Below are 17,439 nucleotides of genomic sequence, written 5' to 3'. Positions count from 1 at the left end.
TGCTGCAGGGTTTGGTATCTCGCGTCTTCTTTTTCCATGAAAGATGGGACTACCAAATCACCAGATAGTTCAATCTTTATGGGGCCTGATCAATAGCTTACTCCAGACTCGCTGCGTTCGACCTGCTGGCAACAGGGATAATGCAACTGAAATTCAGGAGACCCCTCAGATGCCATCCCGCGCCACCAAAATCGTCGCCACCCTAGGGCCCGCCTCCAGCGATCCGGACTTGCTGGAAGCCATGATCCGCGCGGGCGTCAATGTGGTGCGGCTCAATTTCTCGCACGGCAGCGCGGAGGACCATCAGCAGCGTGCTCGCCTGGTGCGCGAGGCGTCGCAACGCGCCGGGCGCGAGGTGGCCATCATGGCCGATCTGCAGGGCCCCAAGATCCGCGTGGGCAAATTCGCCAACGGCCAGGTGGACTTGGTGGCTGGGCAAGCTTTCGTGCTCGATGCCGCCCGCACCGCGCCCGGTGATGCGCAGGGCGTGGGGCTGGACTACAAGGAGCTGCCGCAAGACGTGCGCCCTGGCGACACCCTGCTGCTCAACGACGGGCTGATCGTGCTCCGGGTGCAGCTCGTCGAAGGCCCGGCCGTGCACACCGAGGTGGTGGTGGGCGGCGTGTTGTCGAACAACAAGGGCATCAACAAACAAGGTGGCGGCCTGACCGCGCCGGCCTTGACCGCCAAGGACATGGAGGACATCAAGACCGCCATGGCCCTGCTGGCCGATTATGTGGCGGTGAGCTTTCCCAAAAGCGCCACCGACATGGAACTGGCCCGCCAGCTCTGCCAGATGGCCAGCCCGCCGGGCCACAAACCGGGGCTGGTGGCCAAGATCGAGCGCGCCGAGGCCATCCCTGAGCTGGAAAACATCCTGCGCGCGAGCGACGGCATCATGGTCGCGCGGGGCGACCTGGCCGTGGAAGTGGGCCATGCCGCCGTGCCTGCGCTGCAAAAACGCATGATCCGCCTGGCACACGAGCACGACCGCTTCGTCATCACCGCCACGCAGATGATGGAGAGCATGATTCACGCGCCCGTGCCCACGCGCGCGGAAGTCAGCGACGTGGCCAACGCCGTGCTCGACGGCACGGATGCTGTCATGCTCAGCGCCGAGACCGCCGCCGGCAAGTACCCGCTGCAGACCGTGCGCGAGATGGCGCAGATCTGCGAAGCCGCCGAGAAGGCCGACCACCACGAGCTGGAGTCGGACTTCATGGGCAAGCGTTTTCACCGCATCGACCAGTCGATCGCCATGGGCGCGCTGTTCACCGCCTCCCACCTAGGGGCCAAGGCGATCGTAGCGCTGACCGAGTCGGGCTCCACCGCGCTGTGGATGAGCCGGCACAAGGTCAACATCCCGATCTACGCCGTCACCTCCAAGCTGGCGACGCAGCGCCGCATGACGGTCTATCGCAACGTGCGACCGCTGCTGATGGACACCAGCGCCGACCGCGACACCGCGTTGCAGCAGGCCGAAAACTACCTGAAGGAGCGCGGCATCGTCAAGCCGGGCGACATCTATGCCATCACCTGCGGCGAGCCGATGGGCACGCCGGGCGGCACCAACATGCTCAAGCTCTGTCGCGTAGCCGACTGACGCCCCCCGCAACGCTCAGGCGCCGCTGCCGCCGAGGGCCGGAAAGAGCTTGACCAGCCCGCCGGCCAGCAGTTCCACCGCCAGCGCGGCCAGGATCAGCCCCATGAGCCGGGTCATCACGTTGATGCCGGTCTTGCCCAGCACGCGGGCGATGGGTTCGGCCAGCGTGAAGCACACCGCCGTGGCCAGCCCGATGACCACGCCATAGCCCACCAGGGCGGCGTGCTGCCAGAAGGTCTGGGCCTGATCGGCATAGATCACCACCGTGGACATGCTGGCCGGCCCCGTGAGCAGCGGGATGGTCAGCGGCACCACGGCGATGGAGGCGCGCGCGGAGGCGTCATCCACCTCGTCTTGGGTGGTTTTGGCTTCGGCCGGTTGGGCGTTGAGCATGGACAAGGCCGCCGTGAGCAACAGCATGCCGCCGCCGACCTGAAAGCTGGCCAGCGAGATGCTGAAGAACTCCAGAATCTTCAGACCCAGCACGGCGGCCGTGGCAATCACGGCGAAGGCGCTGAACGAGGCCGTGAGCACGGTGCGCCGCAGTTGCGCCTTGGAGAAGCCTTGCGTGTAGTGGATGAAAAAGGGCACGATGGCCAGCGGGTTGACGATGGCCAACAGGGTGATGAGGGGCTTGAGGTCCATGGAGACGGGGTCAGCAGGCGCGCCAGTCGGGTTCGGGCAAGGCTTCGAGGGCGGGGCGGGCCAGCAGATAGCCCTGAAACAGCGTCACGCCCATGTCGCGCAGGGTGTGGAGTTCCTCGCGGCGCTCGATGCCTTCGGCAATGATCTGGCAGCCCAGCGCCTTGCAGGTGCCGATGACGCCACCGACGATGGCCCGCCGCACGGCATCGCGGTCGATGTCGCGCGTCAGCGCCATGTCCAGCTTGACGATGTGCGGCTGGAATTCGGCCAGCAGGTTCAGGCCGGAGTAGCCGGCGCCGAAGTCGTCGATGGCCGTCAGGAAGCCGCGCTGCTGGTAGTCTTTGATGATGCGCAGCGCATGGCCCGGATCGCGCATCTTCTCCGATTCGGTCATCTCGAAAATGAGGCGCTCCGGCGAGAAGCCGACCTTGCGCGCCGCCGCCAGGGTCAGGCGGATGCAGGTGGCCGGCTCGTAGACGGCATTGGGCAGGAAGTTGATGGACAGGTAGGTGTCCATGCCCAGGCGCTGGGCGGTGTCGATCGCCAGGACGCGGCAGGTCTGGTCGAAGGTGTAGAGCTGGTCGGGCCGCACGGCGGCCAGCACCTCGCCGGCGGAAGCGCCCTGGTAGGGATGAAAAGATTGGATGCGACGAAGTTAATGAGACAAAAAGGTCGCGGGAAATAGTGGGAAGTGACGAAAAATAGCGGTACAACAATAGGTTAGATCACTTATCCACAGAAACGCGGGCGTGCTCGCATTGCATGCGACAAAAAACGCGCTGAAACTATGAGCGCAGCGTCCGTCAGGGCGCTTTTTTGTGGGCGATGTAGGACTTCGTGCGGGCGAGTTCGGCTTCATCGAGGTCGGACAGGGAGGTCTTGCCGAAGGTGCGTTCGATGTAGGGCTGGTAGCAGCGCTCGTCGCCGAGCTGGTTCTTGCAGCGGGCCTTGATGTAGGCGATCTGGCGGGCTCGCCAGGCTGGATCGCGCATCGGGGCGGTCTTCATGCCGTCGATTTGAGCGCGCTTCTGCATGAGCCACTGGAGCGCCTCTTCATAGCGGGCGGAGGGCAGGTAGTGGTAGCTCGTGACCTGAAATTTCCTTTTAAATGAAGACCATGCAGCGGCATGGGTGAGCGGCTTGGCGCGCACGCGGATGGTGTTGTGGGCGCTGATCCAGGCGTTGAGGAGCTCTGTGAGCTTCGACTTTTGCGCCTCGGTGAGCTCGCCCTTGGTCGGATCGATGCGGTTGATCTGGCGCACGGCGTGGGCATGGATGACGGTGTTGCCGTCGCCGACGATGTTGTGGCTGCCATCGATGCGCACGGACTGAGCGAGCTTCCTGGGCGCGGCGCGGCGCTTCTTGGGCGGTTGCGCGGCCTCTCGGACAAGGCTGACGAGCTTCTGTTTCTTGTCTTCCATGTGGTTCCTCCGTGGTTGATGAAAGGGTGAAACTTCGCCGCTACGAACAGGTGAAACTTCACCGGAAGTTTCACCTGTTAAGTTTCACCCGTTGGGGAAGTTTCACCCGTTAAGTTTCACCCGTTCGATCTTGAAGTTTCACCCGTTCATGCCACGCGGCGGATGAGCTCGACGACGTTGTCGCGGCTGGCGGCGGGCTCGGCGAGGAGCTCGTAGGCGAGCAGGATGGCCTCGGCCTTCTTGGCGGGCGGCAGGCGCTTGTCGCCCAGTCCGGCCTCGATGGCCTCGATGGCAGCGAGCAGGCGGGCGCGGTCGGTGAGCTCCGAGGCCGGGCGCTCACGGCGGCCGGTGAGGATGTAGGTAACGTCTGCGCCGGCGGCTGCAAATTTAGCCACAACATCGCACCCTGGCGATGCTGCCCCTCTTTCATATTTGCCCCACATCTCACGACTTACGCCGCAAATCTCGGCTGCGGCGGCTTGCGTAAGACCTAGGCGCTTTCGCTCTTCTGAGAGACGATAACAAAAATCCACGCATACCCCTTGACACGAGAACTTTAGTTCTCATATGATTCCACCGTCGCACTTACGACATGCACTAGGTGGAACTATGGCAGACGCAGCAAGGATAGACAAGGAGCGCGCGGCCCGCGCGCGGGCGGCGCTCGACCGGATCGGGATCACGCAGTCGCAGCTGGCGCGGTCGCTTGGGGTGTCCGTGAAGATCGTCAATGAGGTGGCGCGGGGGCGCCTGATCGGGCGCAGCGGCAAGACGCACAAGGTGGCGGTGGCGCTGGGGCTCAAGGACGGCGTGGTGCTGCCGGAAGGGCTCACCGAGCAGGAGCTGATCGAGCGGCTGCGGGAAGCGGCCAAGGGGGTGAAGGCATGAGCCAGCACATGCTGCCCTTCCCGTTGGGCCATTTCGAGATCAAGGCGCAGGACATCGAGCGCGTGCTCGATGAGGCGAAAGTCAATGGCGGGTCGATGAACCTGGAGACGGCGATGGCGCACCTGCTCTACCACGCGCTGGTGCGGCAGGCAGGGCGCGGTCGGCGGCGCGTGAGCAGCGGGTTCCGCCTGGGTGCGGCGATCTGGTCGGCAATGCAGCTGCGCGAGGCGCTGTGGCGCATCGAGCAGGAGTGCCTGGTGCCGCTGATCAACGAGGACGGCACAGAAGCGATTTACGAGGAGCTCGAAGCTTTCGGGCGCCGCGCACCGGAGCGCTATGACCATGCCCGCCGCGCCTTTGTGTACTGAGCTGGTGGACCTGGCCCTGATCGCCGAGGCGGTCGGGGTGGAGTATTCGACCGTGCGCAAGAAATGGGCCACCTCGCCCGAGTGGCCGCCGCACCACGACCGCGCCGGGGTGGGCGGGGCGAAGCGCTGGCGGGTGGCGGACCTGCCGAGGGCATTTGCGCGGCGCGGGCGGGTGGTGGACGTGCGGCATGCGGTCGAGCTGTACCAAGCACGGCAGGCGGTCGCGCAGATGAACGGAGGTGAAAGCGATGCAGTACTGCTACATGGACGAGGCCGACCGGCTGGTGGCGGTGATCGAGCGCATTGGCAACGGCACGCCGGCCTCGCCGGTGCGGTGGCGGCTGTGCTGGGCGGTGCGGAAGAACGCGGCGGGGCTGGCGGATTCGGTGTACGGGGACCGCTTGGAGGCTGTGGCGCGGGTGTTGAAGGTGTGCCCGCATGCGGCGCCGAAGGTGTTCAACCGGCGCGGGGAGCGCGTGCGGTGATGGCCGCTACGCCAAAAGTAGCTGTTGCTACGCCGGATGTCGCGCCTGCCTTTTCCGCCCCCGGCGGCGAGCTCATCCAGGCGGGGGTACGCCCTCTCCCCGCCCACACCAGCCCGGCGGCCACCGGCGCGGGTGGGCTCACCGGCGGGGGTGGTGGCCTGCACATCGGGCTGCTGGAGCCGATCGCGGTGCCGCGGGATGATGACTTTGAGCGTGTGCAGCGCGCGCGCGACCTGATGTTGGTGCTCAAGCCGCTGATCGACCTGCCGGAGCGCGCGCGCGGGCGGCGTGAGATGGCGCAGCAGATCGGGCGTGACATGAAGCTGTCGGTGGCGCAGGTGTACCGGCTGGCGGAGCGCGCGCGCGAGGGCGGTGTGATGGCGCTGGCGCGCATGGGCCAGCGGCGCGACCGCGGGCAGGCGCGCACGCTGATTGGCGAGCGCTGGGTGGCCTGGGCCGATGCGGTGGTGCAGCACTGGCCGCAGGCAGTGGATGTGGCGCGGCTGGCCGAGCGCATGCGGCAGGCGGTGCGGCAGGCGTGGGTGGCGGGCGCACCCAGCGAGCGGCAGTGTTGGCTCAAGGCCACCGCTGCGGTGGCGCGGGACTTGATGACAGAGGGCTGCCCGCGCGAGTGGGCGGCGGGGCTGCTGTCGATTCCGGCTCCTAGGCGCTATCTGGCGGCGGAGGGGCAGTATTTCCGGGTGGCGGGCCGGGCGCGGCGGGATGCCAAGGGCATTTACGACCGGCATCTGGCCCCGGTGAAGCGCACGGCGGCGTGGTTGATGCCGGGCGATTTGGTGTGCGGCGACATCACGCCGCTGGACATCCCGGTGCTGCGCGAGGATGGCTCGACGGCCTATGCCCGGCTGATTGCCTGGCATGACATCGCCACCAACTGGCTGTGGGGCGACCTGGTGTTGCTGGATGCCGGCGAGGGCATCCGGCGCGAGCATGTGGCGGCGAGTTTTGCGCGCATGTGCGAGGAGGCGCCATTCGGCGCGCCCAAGCGGCTGTATCTGGACAACGGGTCGGAATACAAGTGGGACGAGATGCTGCTGGCGGCCAAGCGCCTGGCGGATTTGACCGGGGCGCAGTTTGCGGTTGATGAGGCCAGCACCGCGCCGGAGGATCGGCGGGTGATTCGATCCATCCCCTTCCGGCCCCGCGCCAAGCGCATCGAAGGGGTTTTCGGGAACCTGACGGACTGGCTGGGCTGGTGGTTGGGCTACGTGGGCGGCAACCGCATGACCAAGAAGGTGGTGACGCTGGGCAAAGGGGTGCAGCCGGCGCGCTTTGAGGAGGTGCGGGAGTGGCTGGGCAGGACGCTGGCCGACTACCACGCCACGCCGCAGCCGGGGGCGGAGCACATGGGCGGCCTGAGCCCGCAGCAGCGGCTGGAGCAGGCTCTGGCCACCAATTGGGCGCCCTGGCGCATCGACCGGCTGCTGCTGGCGCTGGCGTTTGCCGACTACCACGAGCGTCGCGTGGTGCGCGGCACGGTGAGCGTGGGCGGGACGACGTACTTTGCCGACTTCCTGATGGCGATCGAGGGCCGGGTGACGGTGGCGGTGCCGCGCATCGTCTCGGACCGGCTGGGCGGGGTGGCGTACATCCTGGACGGTCAGCGCATTCTGGGCATGGCCGAGCGCGAGCGGGTGTATGGCATCACCGACCCGGCAGGCGCCCGCGAGGCCAACCGGCGCGCCAAGGCGCTGGCGACGCTGACCGGGGAGCTGGCGGCCAGCGCAGGCGGGCCGCTGGATGAGCGGCGGCTGGCAGGCACGCTGGCCGAATTGCACGGACTGGATGAGACGCTCGCGCGCGCCGAGGCGGCCAAGCAGGCGGTGGAGCCGACGCCCGAGGTGGCGGCGCTGATGGAGGGGATGCGGGCGCACTACAGAAAGAAGATCGAGCAGATCAACGAGCGCCGCCAGATCCGGCTGGATGCCGAGAAGCTCAACCGCTACGGCGTGGAGGATGACGAAGAGACGCGGCTCGCGCGGGAGATGGGGCTATGAGCGACCACCCCTACGACGACCCGTTCGAGCTGGGCTTTACGCGCGGCTATGAGGCGGCGCGCGCGCTGGTGGATGAGGGCGTGCCGCTGGAAAAGCTGCTGTACCGGGCCATGGCCCGGGTGGACACCTGGGCCAGGGAGGGCAGCGAGCTGTGGCTGGGGGCGCTGTACGGCGCCAATGCGATGGTTTGGCAGGCGCTGGGCTACGAGCACGGCGTGCACGGGCTGCCGAAAGAGCGCCCGCCGGAGTATGCGCTGAAGGGCTATCTGCACGGCTACCGGCAGGGCACGCTGTACCGCCACGAGGTGGATGCGCGCGCCAAAGAGACGCGCGAGGCGTTGCAGCGCCTGAAGGCTTTGAAGGAGACGGCCCGCGGGCAAGGCGGGCCGGGTGTGCAACTGCGCCTGATTGAGGGCGGCAAGAAAGGAGCGACGTGATTATGGCAAAAAACGCGGACATCCGCGACACCAAGGTGCTGAGGGAGGCGCTGGCGCTGGCCGATCTGGTGCTGGATAGCGCCAACCCCATCGGCGAGATCGTCGGCCCGGCGGGGTCTGGCAAGACCATGGCCGGGCGCGCGATCGCCGAGCGCCACCGGGCGCTGCGCGTGGCGGCGTGGGACGGCATCACGCGGCACCAGATGCTGATGGCCGTGGCGGCGGGACTGGGCATCGAGGGCGCGGGCGCGGCGGAGCGGTTGCTGCGGCGCGGCGATGACGCCGAACGGGTGCTTTTGGTGGTGGATGAGGCCAACAAGTGCGGCTGGCGCGTGCTGGAGGCGCTGCGTTATCTGGCCGACGAGTGCGCGGTGGCGGTGATCCTCATCGGCACCGAGATGTACGAGCGGCAGTTCACGGCGGCGCGCACGCGCGGCCTGCTGCTGCAACTGGGCAGCCGCATCGGCCCGAAACGGGTGGCCACGCGGCACCTCGACCGCGCCGAGACCTATACGCACGTGATGCGCCCGGCTTTTGGCGAGGTGGCCGACCGCGAGATGGTGACGACGTTCTGGCAGGGCTGCCGCAAGGGTAATTTCCGCGAGGCCGTCGAACTCGCAGGCGAGTGTCTGCGCATCATGAAAAACAACGGCTTGCAATCGCTCACGCCGGCCGTCCTTGACCTTGCGTGCGGCTGGATGGCCAACCGGCATGCGGTGGAGGCGGCGTAAGGATGACGCTGGAGGACATCGCCGTGATCCTGGGGTGCAGCAAGCCCACCGCCAGCCAGATTCGGTCGGGCAAATACCCGACCGAGAACACCAGCCTCACAGAGCGCTATGCGCGCCTCGTGGCGGTGGTGGATGCGGCGCGGCGGGCGGCGGCGCTGGATCCGCAGGCGATCTGCCGGGCCTGCCCGCGCGAGGATTGCACGGGCTGCCGGGTGGCGGAGATTTGATGGGGCGAACCCAAAGGAGAGTCGAAATGGTTGAAGCGCTGGAAAAGGCCGATTTTTTCTGCACGCTGTACGCCATCCGCTCGGGCCGCGCGGGCGCGCGCGGTCTAGCGGCGGCGCTGTACCGAGAGATTGGCGAGGAGATTGAGCGCCAGCGCCGCCTGGGCGGCGAGCCGCTGGCTGCGATGCAGCGCCGCGCGGTCGGCATCGCCGAACGGCTGGCCATGGAGCATCTGCACGTCGAGGTCGACCAGGTCGGCCTGGAGCGACTCCGCCAGAACGCGCAGGATGCGCTCGAAGCGCTGGCGTTCGCCGTGGTCGAGTTTCTGTGCGGTGTCGAGTATGCCGAAGATCAGATCGATGCGCGCTTCGATACCGACGAGGCGCTGGTCGAGGTCGAGCAGCCATGAGCACAGCCGCCTGTGCAGTTCGTCGAACTGGTCCTGGGCGTGGTTCGCCGCACGGAGCACATCTCCAAGCGTCGCCGGCGTTTTGGGCGGGCGACGAAAGAAGAACCGGCGCTTGAGGAATAGCAGCACGTCAAACACGAGGGCAGTTTAGCCCGCTGGCCGGCGGGCGGACCTTGGAGTAAAAAAAATGGCAAAGACGGAGAAAGCAATTCAGGTTCAGGCGCAGGCGTCTGAGGCGGCGGCGGGCAAGCCGGCGGCGTGGATCGAGGTGCACGGCTCGGATGAGCGGCTGGAGGCGGTGGCGCCGAAGCTGGTGCAGGCGGCGATGCGGGCCATGGGGCTGGTCAAGCGCATCAATGAGCTGGATGAGGAGCTCAAGGGCCTGAAGGCCGAGTTGGCCGAGGGCGTGGGCGCCGGCCGCAGCCTGGTGGTGCCGGGGGTGTGCCGCGTCAGCGTGGCCAAGACCACGAGCGTGGGCATCAAGGATGCGGACAAGCTGCGCGAGCTGCTGGGCGAGCGCTTCGGCGACCTGGTGAGCGAGTCGGTGAGCTACAAGCCGAGTGAGGCGCTCATTGAGATGAGCGCCGATGGCGACGATCCGATGGCGCCGGCTTACCGGGCGCTGCTGACGGTGCGCTCTGGCACGACGGTGCGCATCATGGCGGAGAAGTGACATGGCGGCGCTGGCGATCGACCTGATCGAGGATGGGGAAGACGCCGCGCTGGCCGCGCCGCCGGTGCGGGCGATCGACACCGAGCTGCCGGCGCGGATTGCGCGCGGCGGCGGCGCGGTGTGGGAGGCGCGGCAGGTGGCTGGCCTGATGGCGTGGATGGAGCGCTACGAAAGCGCGCTGCGGCACATCGCGGTGCACGGCACGGGCGAGGCGGCCATGGTGGCGGCCCGCGCGCTGGTGGGCGACTGGGCAGGCGAAGACGGCGTGGTGTCTGCGTGATCCAGCCCATGCCCATGCGCCATGGGCGCGTGGGCATGCACGGGATCGACGCGATGGAGGATGTATCGTGGATGCCAAGACGCGCAGGAGAGTGCTGTTGGGCGTGGCGCACAAGGCAGCGGCGCAGCTGGGGATGAATGAGGAGACGCGCCGGGCGGCGCAGATGGCTTTTTGCGGCAAGGCGAGCCTGCGCGACTACACCGACGCGCAGCTCATCGCCTGGTGCTGGGAGTTGAAGCGCCGGGGCGCCGACATCGGCATCCCCGCCCCGCCGCCACGGGGGGGCGCGGGCTGGGGCCGTCCCACCGAGCAGCAGCTGGCCGAGATCGAGCGGCTGGCGCTGGCCATGGGCTGGAGCGGACTGGATGACGGGGCGCTGCGCGGCTTTGTTCGGCGCACCTGCGAGGTGGAGGATGTGCGCTTCATCACCCGCGGGCAGGCCACAGCGGTGATTTCGGGGCTGCGGCGCTGGCTGGCGCAGCGCCAGCGCCATGCGGGGCAGCGTGAAGTGAGCCGGGGGTGGGCATGAGGCTGCGCTGCCCTGTGTGCCACGCCGAGGCGGCGCTGGAGGCGTGGGCCGAAGATGAGGCCGCGCGCGAGCTGATGGCGCTGTTGTCCACACTGGATGCGACACTTGGCCGCCCGCTGGTGGCGTATCTGGGGCTGTTTCGATCCGGCAGCCGCGCGCTGAGCTGGGAGCGGGCGCTGCGGCTGGCGCGCGAGGTGCTGGCGCTGGAGGCTGAGCCGCTGCGGCTGGCCGCGGCGCTGTCGCAAACGGTGGAGCAGCTGCGCGCCAAGCGCGATGGAGGCGACATCCGGCCGCTGTCCGGGCACGGGTACCTGAAAAAGGTGCTGGAGGGCACGCCGGCGGTGGCAGCGGTGGAGGTGCTGGGGCGGGGCGAGCCGGCGCGGGCCGTGCCGCTGGCGCGGCGCATCACTTCAGCCGAGCAGGCTGCCCTGGCCATCAGGGGCGTATCGTTCGGAGATGACGATGCGTAGCTCTGCGCGGATTTTTGTGGTGTCTGGATTGAGCTTGCGCAATCCGCTCATGGGGCCGAATTCGATGGCGCGGATGACGGCTTCATCCACGCCAAGCGCCTGAGCAAGGCGTCGTTCGAGTTCAGCGATGGGGGTGTTATGGATGTCCATGTCAAGGTGCCTCGATGGTTGGGGGAGATCGTCAAGTTTCACATGGAGCGGCTGCGGCTGTTGAATCTGGAAGCGTCGCCACCAGCGGTGGCCATGGGCGAGGTCACCAGAATATGGGCCGAGATCATCGCCGAACGAGGTCGATTTGAGCAGGATGTCGATGCGCCGCGGCTGCATGCGGCCTTCTTTGCTTTGGCTGCGCACGCCACGCGCTGGCCCGCGCCGGCGCAGCTGTGGGAGCACCTGCCCAAGCGGCCCGAGCCGCCGAGGCTAAAGGCGCCGGTCACGCCGCCGAGCGAAGAGGAGCGCGCCAAGATTCGGGCGCTGCTGCAACAGGCGCGTCAACATCTTGTACGATGATGGGGTTTCGGGATGGACTGCCGCGCGTCGGCGGCCCACCCCGAAAACGCATCCAGAGGGCACCTGACGCGCTGTGGCCGAAGCGCGCACGGGAGGTGCGACATGGCAAGTATTCACGCCGCGCGGCTAGAGCGCTCGCCGCGCTTGCAGCGGGTGCTGGAGCTGCTCTCTGACGGGCGTTGGTACTCCACGCTCGACATCGTGGTCGGCGCGGGCGTGTGCGCCGTCAACTCTTGCGTGGCGGAGCTGCGCGCCAACGGGATTCCGGTGGCCTGCCGCCGGGTTGGGCGCGAGCGCTTCGAGTACCGGATCGGATCGAGCGATGGCCGCGCATGATCTGGAGCGCCTGATCGGGCGCGAGGCGCTGGCGACGCTGGCCCAGGTGGCCGGCGGCCTGGATCTGTATATCCCGGCCAGGGTGCCGATGGACGGGCCGCTTCTGGATCTACCGCTGGCGGCGCAAGAGCGGCTGGCGCGCTACGCGGGCGGCACGCGTCTGTACATCCCCAAGCTCTGCGGCGAAATGCGGCGCATCCGCGATGCGCAGATCCGGGCGGCCTACGACGACGGCGAGCGTGTGCAGGACATCGCGCGGCGGTTTCGGCTCTCCGAGCGGCGGTTGTGGGCGATCCTGGGCTCGCCGCAGACGGAGGATGAGCGGCAGACTGCACTGTTTTGAGCGGATTGCAGGCGACGAGGCGCGGCTTCAGCGGCCTTGCGCAGCCCGCTCCAGCGCCTCGGCGATGGTCTCGAGCACCGCCTCCTTGTCCTCGCTGGACAGCCCGACGAATGGCCGCGCCGGGATGTCGCCCCAGGGGATGGGCGCGCCGCGGCGGGTCTTGCCGTGCGCGCCGCGCTTGGCGCCGAAGTGCAGCGTGGCGGCCTGCACGGCGTTGCTGCCGGCCTCGACATAATCGCGCCCGGCCTGGTAGGCGAACTGGCTGGCCATCATGCCGGAGTCCACCAGGGGGCGGGTGCCCTTCTTGCGTGCCAGCGTCACGGGCGAGTTGGGCGCAAAGGGCCGGCCCTCCACGTCGCGGCTGTCGCGCAGCCGCGCGCGCATGCCCTCCACCAGCACCTGGCCGATGTCGTGCATGACGGGGGTGAGGTCCGAGACGCGGCGCTGGAGGTTTTCCAGCGCGGCGCGGACTTCGCGGTCGTCGACTTCGATGTGGATCATGATCTCGCGTCCAGGTCGTTGCGTAGATCATCAGCCAGGCGTCCGGGCAGCTTGATCAGCTTGTCGCGCAGCGCCCGCGTGCGATCCACCACGCTGCCGCCGGGCATATAGCCGAACCCCTTGTCCACCCCCACCGGCGCGCCGGTCTTGGGGTCGGTCTGCCCGGCCCACGATGGCAGCGGCTTGTCCGGGTCGCCTCCAAGGCGGCGCGCTTGCGCTGGGCCGCGCACCCCAAGCACCCGGCAGCGGCAGCCCCAGCCGTTGGGCGGGTAGTGCGTCTGCCAGAAGGGGTCGTCCTTCGGGCGCACGATGCCGTTCAGCGCCACGTGATGCGGGCGCGGGCGCTGCACGAAGTCGCTGTGCTTGTACATCCAGTGGGTGTAGCCGCCGTCCTCCAGCTGGGCGCGGCGGCCGGCGGCGTAGCTGGTGAGCAGGTTGGTTTCGTAAATCACCCGGGTGCGCCAGGCCAGGCCCTTGCCGCCTTTGTCATCCGGCGACTTGCGGTCGTCGCCGGTAAAGCCCGCCCAGCCGTGGCGCTGGATGATATCGAGGAAGCGGCGGCGGAACTGCTGGATCGTCTCGCCATCGGCGATGGCTTTGTCCACCGCCTCGGCCAGGTCGGCCAGCAGGTCGGCCTTGGCCGCGCCGGCGACCATGAAGGCCACGTCGTGCTCGGCGTGCATGAGGTCGTCCCACTTGGCGGTGGGCACGAGCCGCCCGAGCTTGCCGCGGAAGAAGGCGATTTGCTCTTCGAAGGGGACGGGAACCCAGTTACCATCCTTGTCCTTTCCTGGAAGGACATAAGATATGGAAGGCGCGCTCACATCAATCTCCCATAAAGCGGTCGATTTGTTGGCCGCAAGCGATTACCTTGCCGTCGTTTTTTTCTTCGAATCGAAAGGCGTTGGCTCCAGGCTTGCCATTTCGATTGCCAGAAGCGCAAGTTTTTTTGCAGAAGACAAATCGGAATCGAAGACCTTTTATCTTGTCGGATTCAAAAAGACGGAACGCGACGCAACCAGACTTCTTGCTCTCATGCCGATCGTGTCGGGATGGCGTGGAACCATGATGTTCATGAAAGGGCGTCCGATGCGTTGGGAATGGCGCATACAGCAGGTTATAGAGTGTTACGTAAAGTCTTTTTCTCATACGCACCAAGAAGACTACTGCAAATCTGTGTACGAGTACGGAGGGCCGATCGTAACCAGTGTCATTTCTATAAGGATGCCTGGTGAACTGGTGTTCCAACAACCAGAGCAAGAACAAAGACCATTTCTTATTCTTCCATGCAGACAGATGACTGGCTGGAAAATAAGAGAGGCAAAAGAAGCGCCAGACAAGAAAAGCCAAATTCTTTCGCACGCCATTGAACAAAACATAGATGTCTGCCCAATGTTCGACGTTGATCGCTACAAGGACTATCCATGCGGCCACTGTGAAAGATAGACCCGGTAAGCTTGAGCGCTGCCGCCACCTCAGGTGCGCGCGCGCGGCGGGCATGGTCGCGCTCCCAGTCGTCGCGGCAGTCGGCGTCGCACCAGCGCAGCGGGGCCTTGAGCGGCTCACCGCACCAGTAGCACTGGCCGCAGTAAGGCAGGCTCGGCGCGGGCCGCAGGCGGCGGCGCAGCGCCTCTTCGCGCTCCAGGCGCGCTTGCGTGATGTCAGCGTCGTCCGCCACTTTCCGTCTCCACGTCATAGCGCCCGGCCAGATGCGCGGCGGCAAAGCCGAGCGCCATGACCTCGGCAAGCTGGTCGCTGGGCAGGTCGCCGTAGGCGGCAAGGAGCGCATCGCGCAGGGCCTCGAGGCTTTCGGCCTCATCGACCAGGCGGCGCACGGCGTCGAGGATCACACCCCAGGCGGGCGCGGCCTCGATGTCCATGCGCTCGACCATGGCGGTGACGGGCGTGGGGTCGTCGGCTGCGTCGCGCCAGCCGTCATGTTTGCTCGCATTGCATGCGACAAGCTGCGCGGCATTGGCTTCGGTGTCGGGCGCAGTAGGCTGGGCGGCGCCGCCCAGCACGGGCTCGTCATCGGCCGGATCCGGGATGCCCAGGCGCTGGCGCACCCAGCGCTCGGGGATGCGCACGCCGGCGGCCGCCAGCGCCGGGATGGCCTGGGCGTAGGCGGCGATGTCGTCGGGCTCGCTGGTGTCGAACACCAGGCGCGGGCAGCGGTCTGGCGGGACACCGAAGTTCAGCGCGGCAAAGGGCGCGATGAGGTCGCGCGTCAGCGTGGCGGCCGCCTGGCGCGCGTCGGCGTCGCGAATGTCCTCTCGCACGCGCTCGTGCATGTCGGCCACGCCGGAGCCTAGGCCGGTGCTCTTGGCCTGGATGGAGAGCGTCTGCCCAAGGATGGCGCGGGCGATGGCCTCGTCCGCCCAACGTGCCATGGCCAGGTGCGGGCTGTCGCTGCCGCTGGATGCCACGCGCTGGATGTCGAGCTGCATCTCCAGCGGCATGATGGCGCGCGCATCGTGGGCGAGGCTGGCCACCGCTTGCAGCAGGCGGCTCTTGTCCTCCTCGGTGGCCTCGCGGCCGTATTTGCCGATGACGAAGGGCAGGCCGAAGGTCTCCAGGAACTCGGCGAAGTCGCCGATGGCATAGGCCTTGTAGACGAACGGCCAGATGATGGCGCGGTAGATGCCGCCGCGCGCCACATAGCCTGCGCGCGGCATGCGCGGCTGGTGCAGGATCCACGTGTAGGGGCGCAGCGGCTCCGATCCGGCGTCGGTGGCCAGCTCGATGCTGCGGCGATCCTCGGAGATGGCAAACCAGTCGTGCGGCCGGGCGTGCAGCTGCGGCAGCCACAGGCCGTCGCCCCTGTCCCACACGATCTCGATGGCGGAAAACCCATGCCCCACGGCGTCCGTCAGCGCCACGATGGCGTCCTCGATGGCGTCGCTCATGCCGTCGAGCCACCCGGCGATGGCCTCGGCGGCGCGTTTTTCTGCCGTCGAGGCGTCCTTCGGCGGCTCGATCTTGCGCGGCAGGCGCGCGATGGCGAGCGCGCGCTGCTGCATGGCGGCGGCGATCATGGCGTCGCGGTCTTGCATGTCGGCAAAGAGCCGCGCCTGGGCGGAGAGGTCGCCCGCGTCGGCCTCGCGCAGCATGGCGGCCACGGTGGCTGGTTTGAGGCCCGAGAGGGCCGATTCGTGCCAGGGGCGTGCGTAGCGGGCCACGCGCGCGGTCTGCGGCTCGCGCAGGGCCGCGGGCCGGATGGTCTCGGTCATGCGAATACCTCCCCGCGCCCGCCGTATCGGGGCGCGTCATCGAAGTCCGGTTTGGCTGGACGGCGCGGCAGCGGCACGAAGCCGTCATAGGCCGGGGCGGCATCGAGGCTGGCCGAGACCGCCAGCGCCAGCGCCCAGAAGCGGTCGGCGTGGCCTTGCTCGCTGCGCTCGGCCACCAGGCGCGGCGCGCCGGTGGGGCCGGCCACCCGCTGCACGGAATGCAGGTCGGCGCGCAGGGCCGCGTTGCCGGCGGGCAGGCGCAGCCTGCGGTCTTCCATCGCCTCCTTCAAGGCGGTGGCCATGTCGAGCTTGCGCGCCGGGCTGAAAAGCACCCCCTCCACGCGGTAGGCGCCGTGCCGCCGCTGCGCTTCCTGCACCGGCATCTCGCCCAGCCCCGTCTGGTCCAGCGCGGCGCGGATGACGCGGTAGTCGCGCATCACGCGGTCGAGCTCGGCCAGTTGCGCGGCGAAGCTCGTCGCACGCAATTCGATCAGCTCGCGCAGCCACAGTACGTCGCCCACCCGCTCCAGCACGGCAATCACTGTCAGGTCGCCGCGCGCGGCGAAGTCCATGCCCACGTACACCGGGCCGCCCTGGTACTCGCCGGGGGCGGCGGCATCCTCGCAGCCGTCGATGAGGTCGTAGGGCAGCCAGGCGGTGGCCTCGTCGATGAATTGGCACTCGAACTCCTGCGCCCAGGCGATGGGGTCGTTCATCGCGCGCTTGAGCTCGTCCACGTTGCGCGGCAGGCCGTCCGCCACGGCGTCGTAGATGGTGACCACGTGCCGGGAAAACAGGCTGTCCGGCGCGGTCATGATCTCGTAGAACTTGTCGCCGCGCCCGTTGGGCGTCGAGATGACGCGCAGCTTGAGGTCAGGGCGCGAGACCACCGGCAGCAGCGCCGTCCAGATGGCCCTGTTGTCCTGGTGGTGGGCGAATTCGTCGAGGATGAGGTTGTCGCTCATGCCGCGCGCGGTGGAAGGCTTGCTGGCAATCGCCCGGATGTAGCTGCCGCGCGAGCCGATGCGCACCACGTGCGCCAGTTCGTCCACATCCAGCGGCTCATCCAGCGCCTCGAAGGCGGCGCCGATGGCGCGCAGGTGGAGCTTGACCCCGTTGTCCATGGCATCCAGCGCCCGGTCGCGCGAGACGGAGAGGATCGTCCAGTGCGAGACGCGCCCGGCGGCCTCTGCTTCCAGCACGTCCAGCACCGCCTCCAAGGTGGTCGTGAAGGTCTTGCCCGCCTGGCGGCTCCACATGCCCGCCTTGAAGCGGGCCGTGTCGGCCAGATAGCGGCGCTGATAGCGGTAGAGGATGGGGCCGGTCATGTGATAAGC

General features: G+C 67.7%; 26 protein-coding genes. 17 read left to right on the top strand and 9 right to left on the bottom strand.

The window, feature by feature from the left end; translation table 11 throughout:
* Window positions 1–169 precede the first annotated feature (169 nt).
* Window positions 170–1,603 (top strand): pyruvate kinase, encoded by a 1,434-nt coding sequence (pyk, locus tag DFR43_RS11210; RefSeq protein WP_133598686.1) that lies wholly within the window; start codon window positions 170–172, stop codon window positions 1,601–1,603.
* 15 nt (window positions 1,604–1,618) lie between these two features.
* Here pyk and DFR43_RS11205 read toward each other — a convergent pair whose 3' ends face one another.
* From DFR43_RS11205 to DFR43_RS13925, 4 genes are all read right to left on the bottom strand, one after another.
* On the bottom strand, window positions 1,619–2,248 hold the full coding sequence (locus tag DFR43_RS11205; protein ID WP_133598684.1) for a MarC family protein: 630 nt from the start codon (window positions 2,246–2,248) through the stop codon (window positions 1,619–1,621).
* Window positions 2,249–2,258: 10 nt separating this feature from the next.
* Entirely contained in the window at window positions 2,259–2,840 is a 582-nt protein-coding gene (locus DFR43_RS11200) for an EAL domain-containing protein (protein ID WP_245988910.1), read from the bottom strand.
* A 211-nt stretch (window positions 2,841–3,051) separates the two neighbouring features.
* Window positions 3,052–3,669 (bottom strand): ORF6C domain-containing protein, encoded by a 618-nt coding sequence (locus DFR43_RS11195; RefSeq protein WP_133598680.1) that lies wholly within the window; start codon window positions 3,667–3,669, stop codon window positions 3,052–3,054.
* Window positions 3,670–3,815: 146 nt separating this feature from the next.
* The gene (locus DFR43_RS13925) at window positions 3,816–4,202 is read right to left on the bottom strand and encodes a helix-turn-helix domain-containing protein (protein ID WP_133598678.1); all 387 of its coding nucleotides are present in this window, start codon (window positions 4,200–4,202) and stop codon (window positions 3,816–3,818) included.
* 76 nt (window positions 4,203–4,278) lie between these two features.
* On the opposite strand from DFR43_RS13925, the gene DFR43_RS11185 reads away from it, so the two are divergent.
* The 12 genes from DFR43_RS11185 (at window position 4,279) to DFR43_RS11130 (ending at window position 11,182) form a co-directional block, all read left to right on the top strand.
* Window positions 4,279–4,557 (top strand): helix-turn-helix domain-containing protein, encoded by a 279-nt coding sequence (locus tag DFR43_RS11185; protein ID WP_133598676.1) that lies wholly within the window; start codon window positions 4,279–4,281, stop codon window positions 4,555–4,557.
* On the top strand, window positions 4,554–4,925 hold the full coding sequence (locus tag DFR43_RS11180; RefSeq protein ID WP_133598674.1) for a hypothetical protein: 372 nt from the start codon (window positions 4,554–4,556) through the stop codon (window positions 4,923–4,925). Before DFR43_RS11185 ends, DFR43_RS11180 begins: the two co-directional genes overlap by 4 nt.
* A gap of 248 nt (window positions 4,926–5,173) precedes the next feature.
* Entirely contained in the window at window positions 5,174–5,410 is a 237-nt protein-coding gene (locus DFR43_RS11175; RefSeq protein WP_133598672.1) for a hypothetical protein, read from the top strand.
* Window positions 5,410–7,428: a hypothetical protein gene (locus tag DFR43_RS11170; protein ID WP_211338642.1), complete on the top strand. Its 2,019-nt coding sequence runs from the start codon at window positions 5,410–5,412 to the stop codon at window positions 7,426–7,428. Before DFR43_RS11175 ends, DFR43_RS11170 begins: the two co-directional genes overlap by 1 nt.
* A complete protein-coding gene (locus DFR43_RS11165) occupies window positions 7,425–7,865 on the top strand; it encodes a hypothetical protein (protein WP_133598670.1) in 441 nt (146 codons plus the stop codon). Before DFR43_RS11170 ends, DFR43_RS11165 begins: the two co-directional genes overlap by 4 nt.
* 2 nt (window positions 7,866–7,867) lie before the next feature.
* On the top strand, window positions 7,868–8,596 hold the full coding sequence (locus DFR43_RS11160; RefSeq protein ID WP_164499740.1) for an AAA family ATPase: 729 nt from the start codon (window positions 7,868–7,870) through the stop codon (window positions 8,594–8,596).
* A 2-nt stretch (window positions 8,597–8,598) separates the two neighbouring features.
* Window positions 8,599–8,823: a hypothetical protein gene (locus tag DFR43_RS11155; protein ID WP_133598668.1), complete on the top strand. Its 225-nt coding sequence runs from the start codon at window positions 8,599–8,601 to the stop codon at window positions 8,821–8,823.
* Between the two features lie 26 nt (window positions 8,824–8,849).
* Window positions 8,850–9,230 (top strand): hypothetical protein, encoded by a 381-nt coding sequence (locus DFR43_RS11150; RefSeq protein WP_133598666.1) that lies wholly within the window; start codon window positions 8,850–8,852, stop codon window positions 9,228–9,230.
* 187 nt (window positions 9,231–9,417) lie between these two features.
* The gene (locus DFR43_RS11145) at window positions 9,418–9,903 is read left to right on the top strand and encodes a hypothetical protein (RefSeq protein ID WP_133598664.1); all 486 of its coding nucleotides are present in this window, start codon (window positions 9,418–9,420) and stop codon (window positions 9,901–9,903) included.
* A 1-nt stretch (window position 9,904) separates the two neighbouring features.
* On the top strand, window positions 9,905–10,183 hold the full coding sequence (locus DFR43_RS11140) for a hypothetical protein (RefSeq protein ID WP_133598662.1): 279 nt from the start codon (window positions 9,905–9,907) through the stop codon (window positions 10,181–10,183).
* Between the two features lie 67 nt (window positions 10,184–10,250).
* On the top strand, window positions 10,251–10,712 hold the full coding sequence (locus DFR43_RS11135) for a regulatory protein GemA (protein ID WP_133598660.1): 462 nt from the start codon (window positions 10,251–10,253) through the stop codon (window positions 10,710–10,712).
* A complete protein-coding gene (locus tag DFR43_RS11130; RefSeq protein WP_133598658.1) occupies window positions 10,709–11,182 on the top strand; it encodes a hypothetical protein in 474 nt (157 codons plus the stop codon). Before DFR43_RS11135 ends, DFR43_RS11130 begins: the two co-directional genes overlap by 4 nt.
* Here the strand turns inward: DFR43_RS11130 and DFR43_RS11125 are convergent.
* Window positions 11,123–11,332, bottom strand: a complete 210-nt coding sequence (locus DFR43_RS11125; protein ID WP_133598656.1) for a hypothetical protein — start codon at window positions 11,330–11,332, stop codon at window positions 11,123–11,125. The two genes, DFR43_RS11130 and DFR43_RS11125, sit on opposite strands and share 60 nt — an antisense overlap.
* Between DFR43_RS11125 and DFR43_RS11120 the strand changes: the two genes are divergently transcribed.
* The 3 genes from DFR43_RS11120 (at window position 11,321) to DFR43_RS11110 (ending at window position 12,371) form a co-directional block, all read left to right on the top strand.
* Complete coding sequence (locus DFR43_RS11120) at window positions 11,321–11,692, top strand: hypothetical protein (RefSeq protein WP_133598654.1); 372 nt, start codon at window positions 11,321–11,323, stop codon at window positions 11,690–11,692. The two genes, DFR43_RS11125 and DFR43_RS11120, sit on opposite strands and share 12 nt — an antisense overlap.
* Before the next feature lie 102 nt (window positions 11,693–11,794).
* Window positions 11,795–12,028: a hypothetical protein gene (locus tag DFR43_RS11115; protein ID WP_040640557.1), complete on the top strand. Its 234-nt coding sequence runs from the start codon at window positions 11,795–11,797 to the stop codon at window positions 12,026–12,028.
* Entirely contained in the window at window positions 12,015–12,371 is a 357-nt protein-coding gene (locus DFR43_RS11110; protein ID WP_133598652.1) for a Mor transcription activator family protein, read from the top strand. Before DFR43_RS11115 ends, DFR43_RS11110 begins: the two co-directional genes overlap by 14 nt.
* A gap of 27 nt (window positions 12,372–12,398) precedes the next feature.
* On the opposite strand, the gene DFR43_RS11105 is transcribed toward DFR43_RS11110, so the two are convergent.
* Both DFR43_RS11105 and DFR43_RS11100 read right to left on the bottom strand, forming a co-directional pair.
* Window positions 12,399–12,872, bottom strand: a complete 474-nt coding sequence (locus tag DFR43_RS11105) for a phage virion morphogenesis protein (RefSeq protein ID WP_133598650.1) — start codon at window positions 12,870–12,872, stop codon at window positions 12,399–12,401.
* Window positions 12,869–13,582, bottom strand: a complete 714-nt coding sequence (locus DFR43_RS11100) for a phage head morphogenesis protein (RefSeq protein WP_211338641.1) — start codon at window positions 13,580–13,582, stop codon at window positions 12,869–12,871. The genes DFR43_RS11105 and DFR43_RS11100 overlap by 4 nt, the downstream gene beginning before the upstream one ends.
* 97 nt (window positions 13,583–13,679) lie before the next feature.
* On the opposite strand from DFR43_RS11100, the gene DFR43_RS11095 reads away from it, so the two are divergent.
* Window positions 13,680–14,318: a hypothetical protein gene (locus DFR43_RS11095; protein WP_133598648.1), complete on the top strand. Its 639-nt coding sequence runs from the start codon at window positions 13,680–13,682 to the stop codon at window positions 14,316–14,318.
* A 215-nt stretch (window positions 14,319–14,533) separates the two neighbouring features.
* Here the strand turns inward: DFR43_RS11095 and DFR43_RS11090 are convergent, their stop codons facing one another.
* Window positions 14,534–16,102, bottom strand: a complete 1,569-nt coding sequence (locus DFR43_RS11090; protein ID WP_133598646.1) for a DUF935 domain-containing protein — start codon at window positions 16,100–16,102, stop codon at window positions 14,534–14,536.
* A complete protein-coding gene (locus DFR43_RS11085; RefSeq protein WP_133598638.1) occupies window positions 16,099–17,430 on the bottom strand; it encodes a phage terminase large subunit family protein in 1,332 nt (443 codons plus the stop codon). The genes DFR43_RS11090 and DFR43_RS11085 overlap by 4 nt, the downstream gene beginning before the upstream one ends.
* Window positions 17,431–17,439: the final 9 nt, after the last annotated feature.

Origin of the sequence: Tepidicella xavieri, from assembly GCF_004363315.1 — a bacterium.
GTDB lineage: Bacteria > Pseudomonadota > Gammaproteobacteria > Burkholderiales > Burkholderiaceae_C > Tepidicella > Tepidicella xavieri.
The sequence above is the reverse complement of the archived record's forward strand: the minus strand, read 5'-3'. Positions and strand labels throughout refer to the sequence as shown.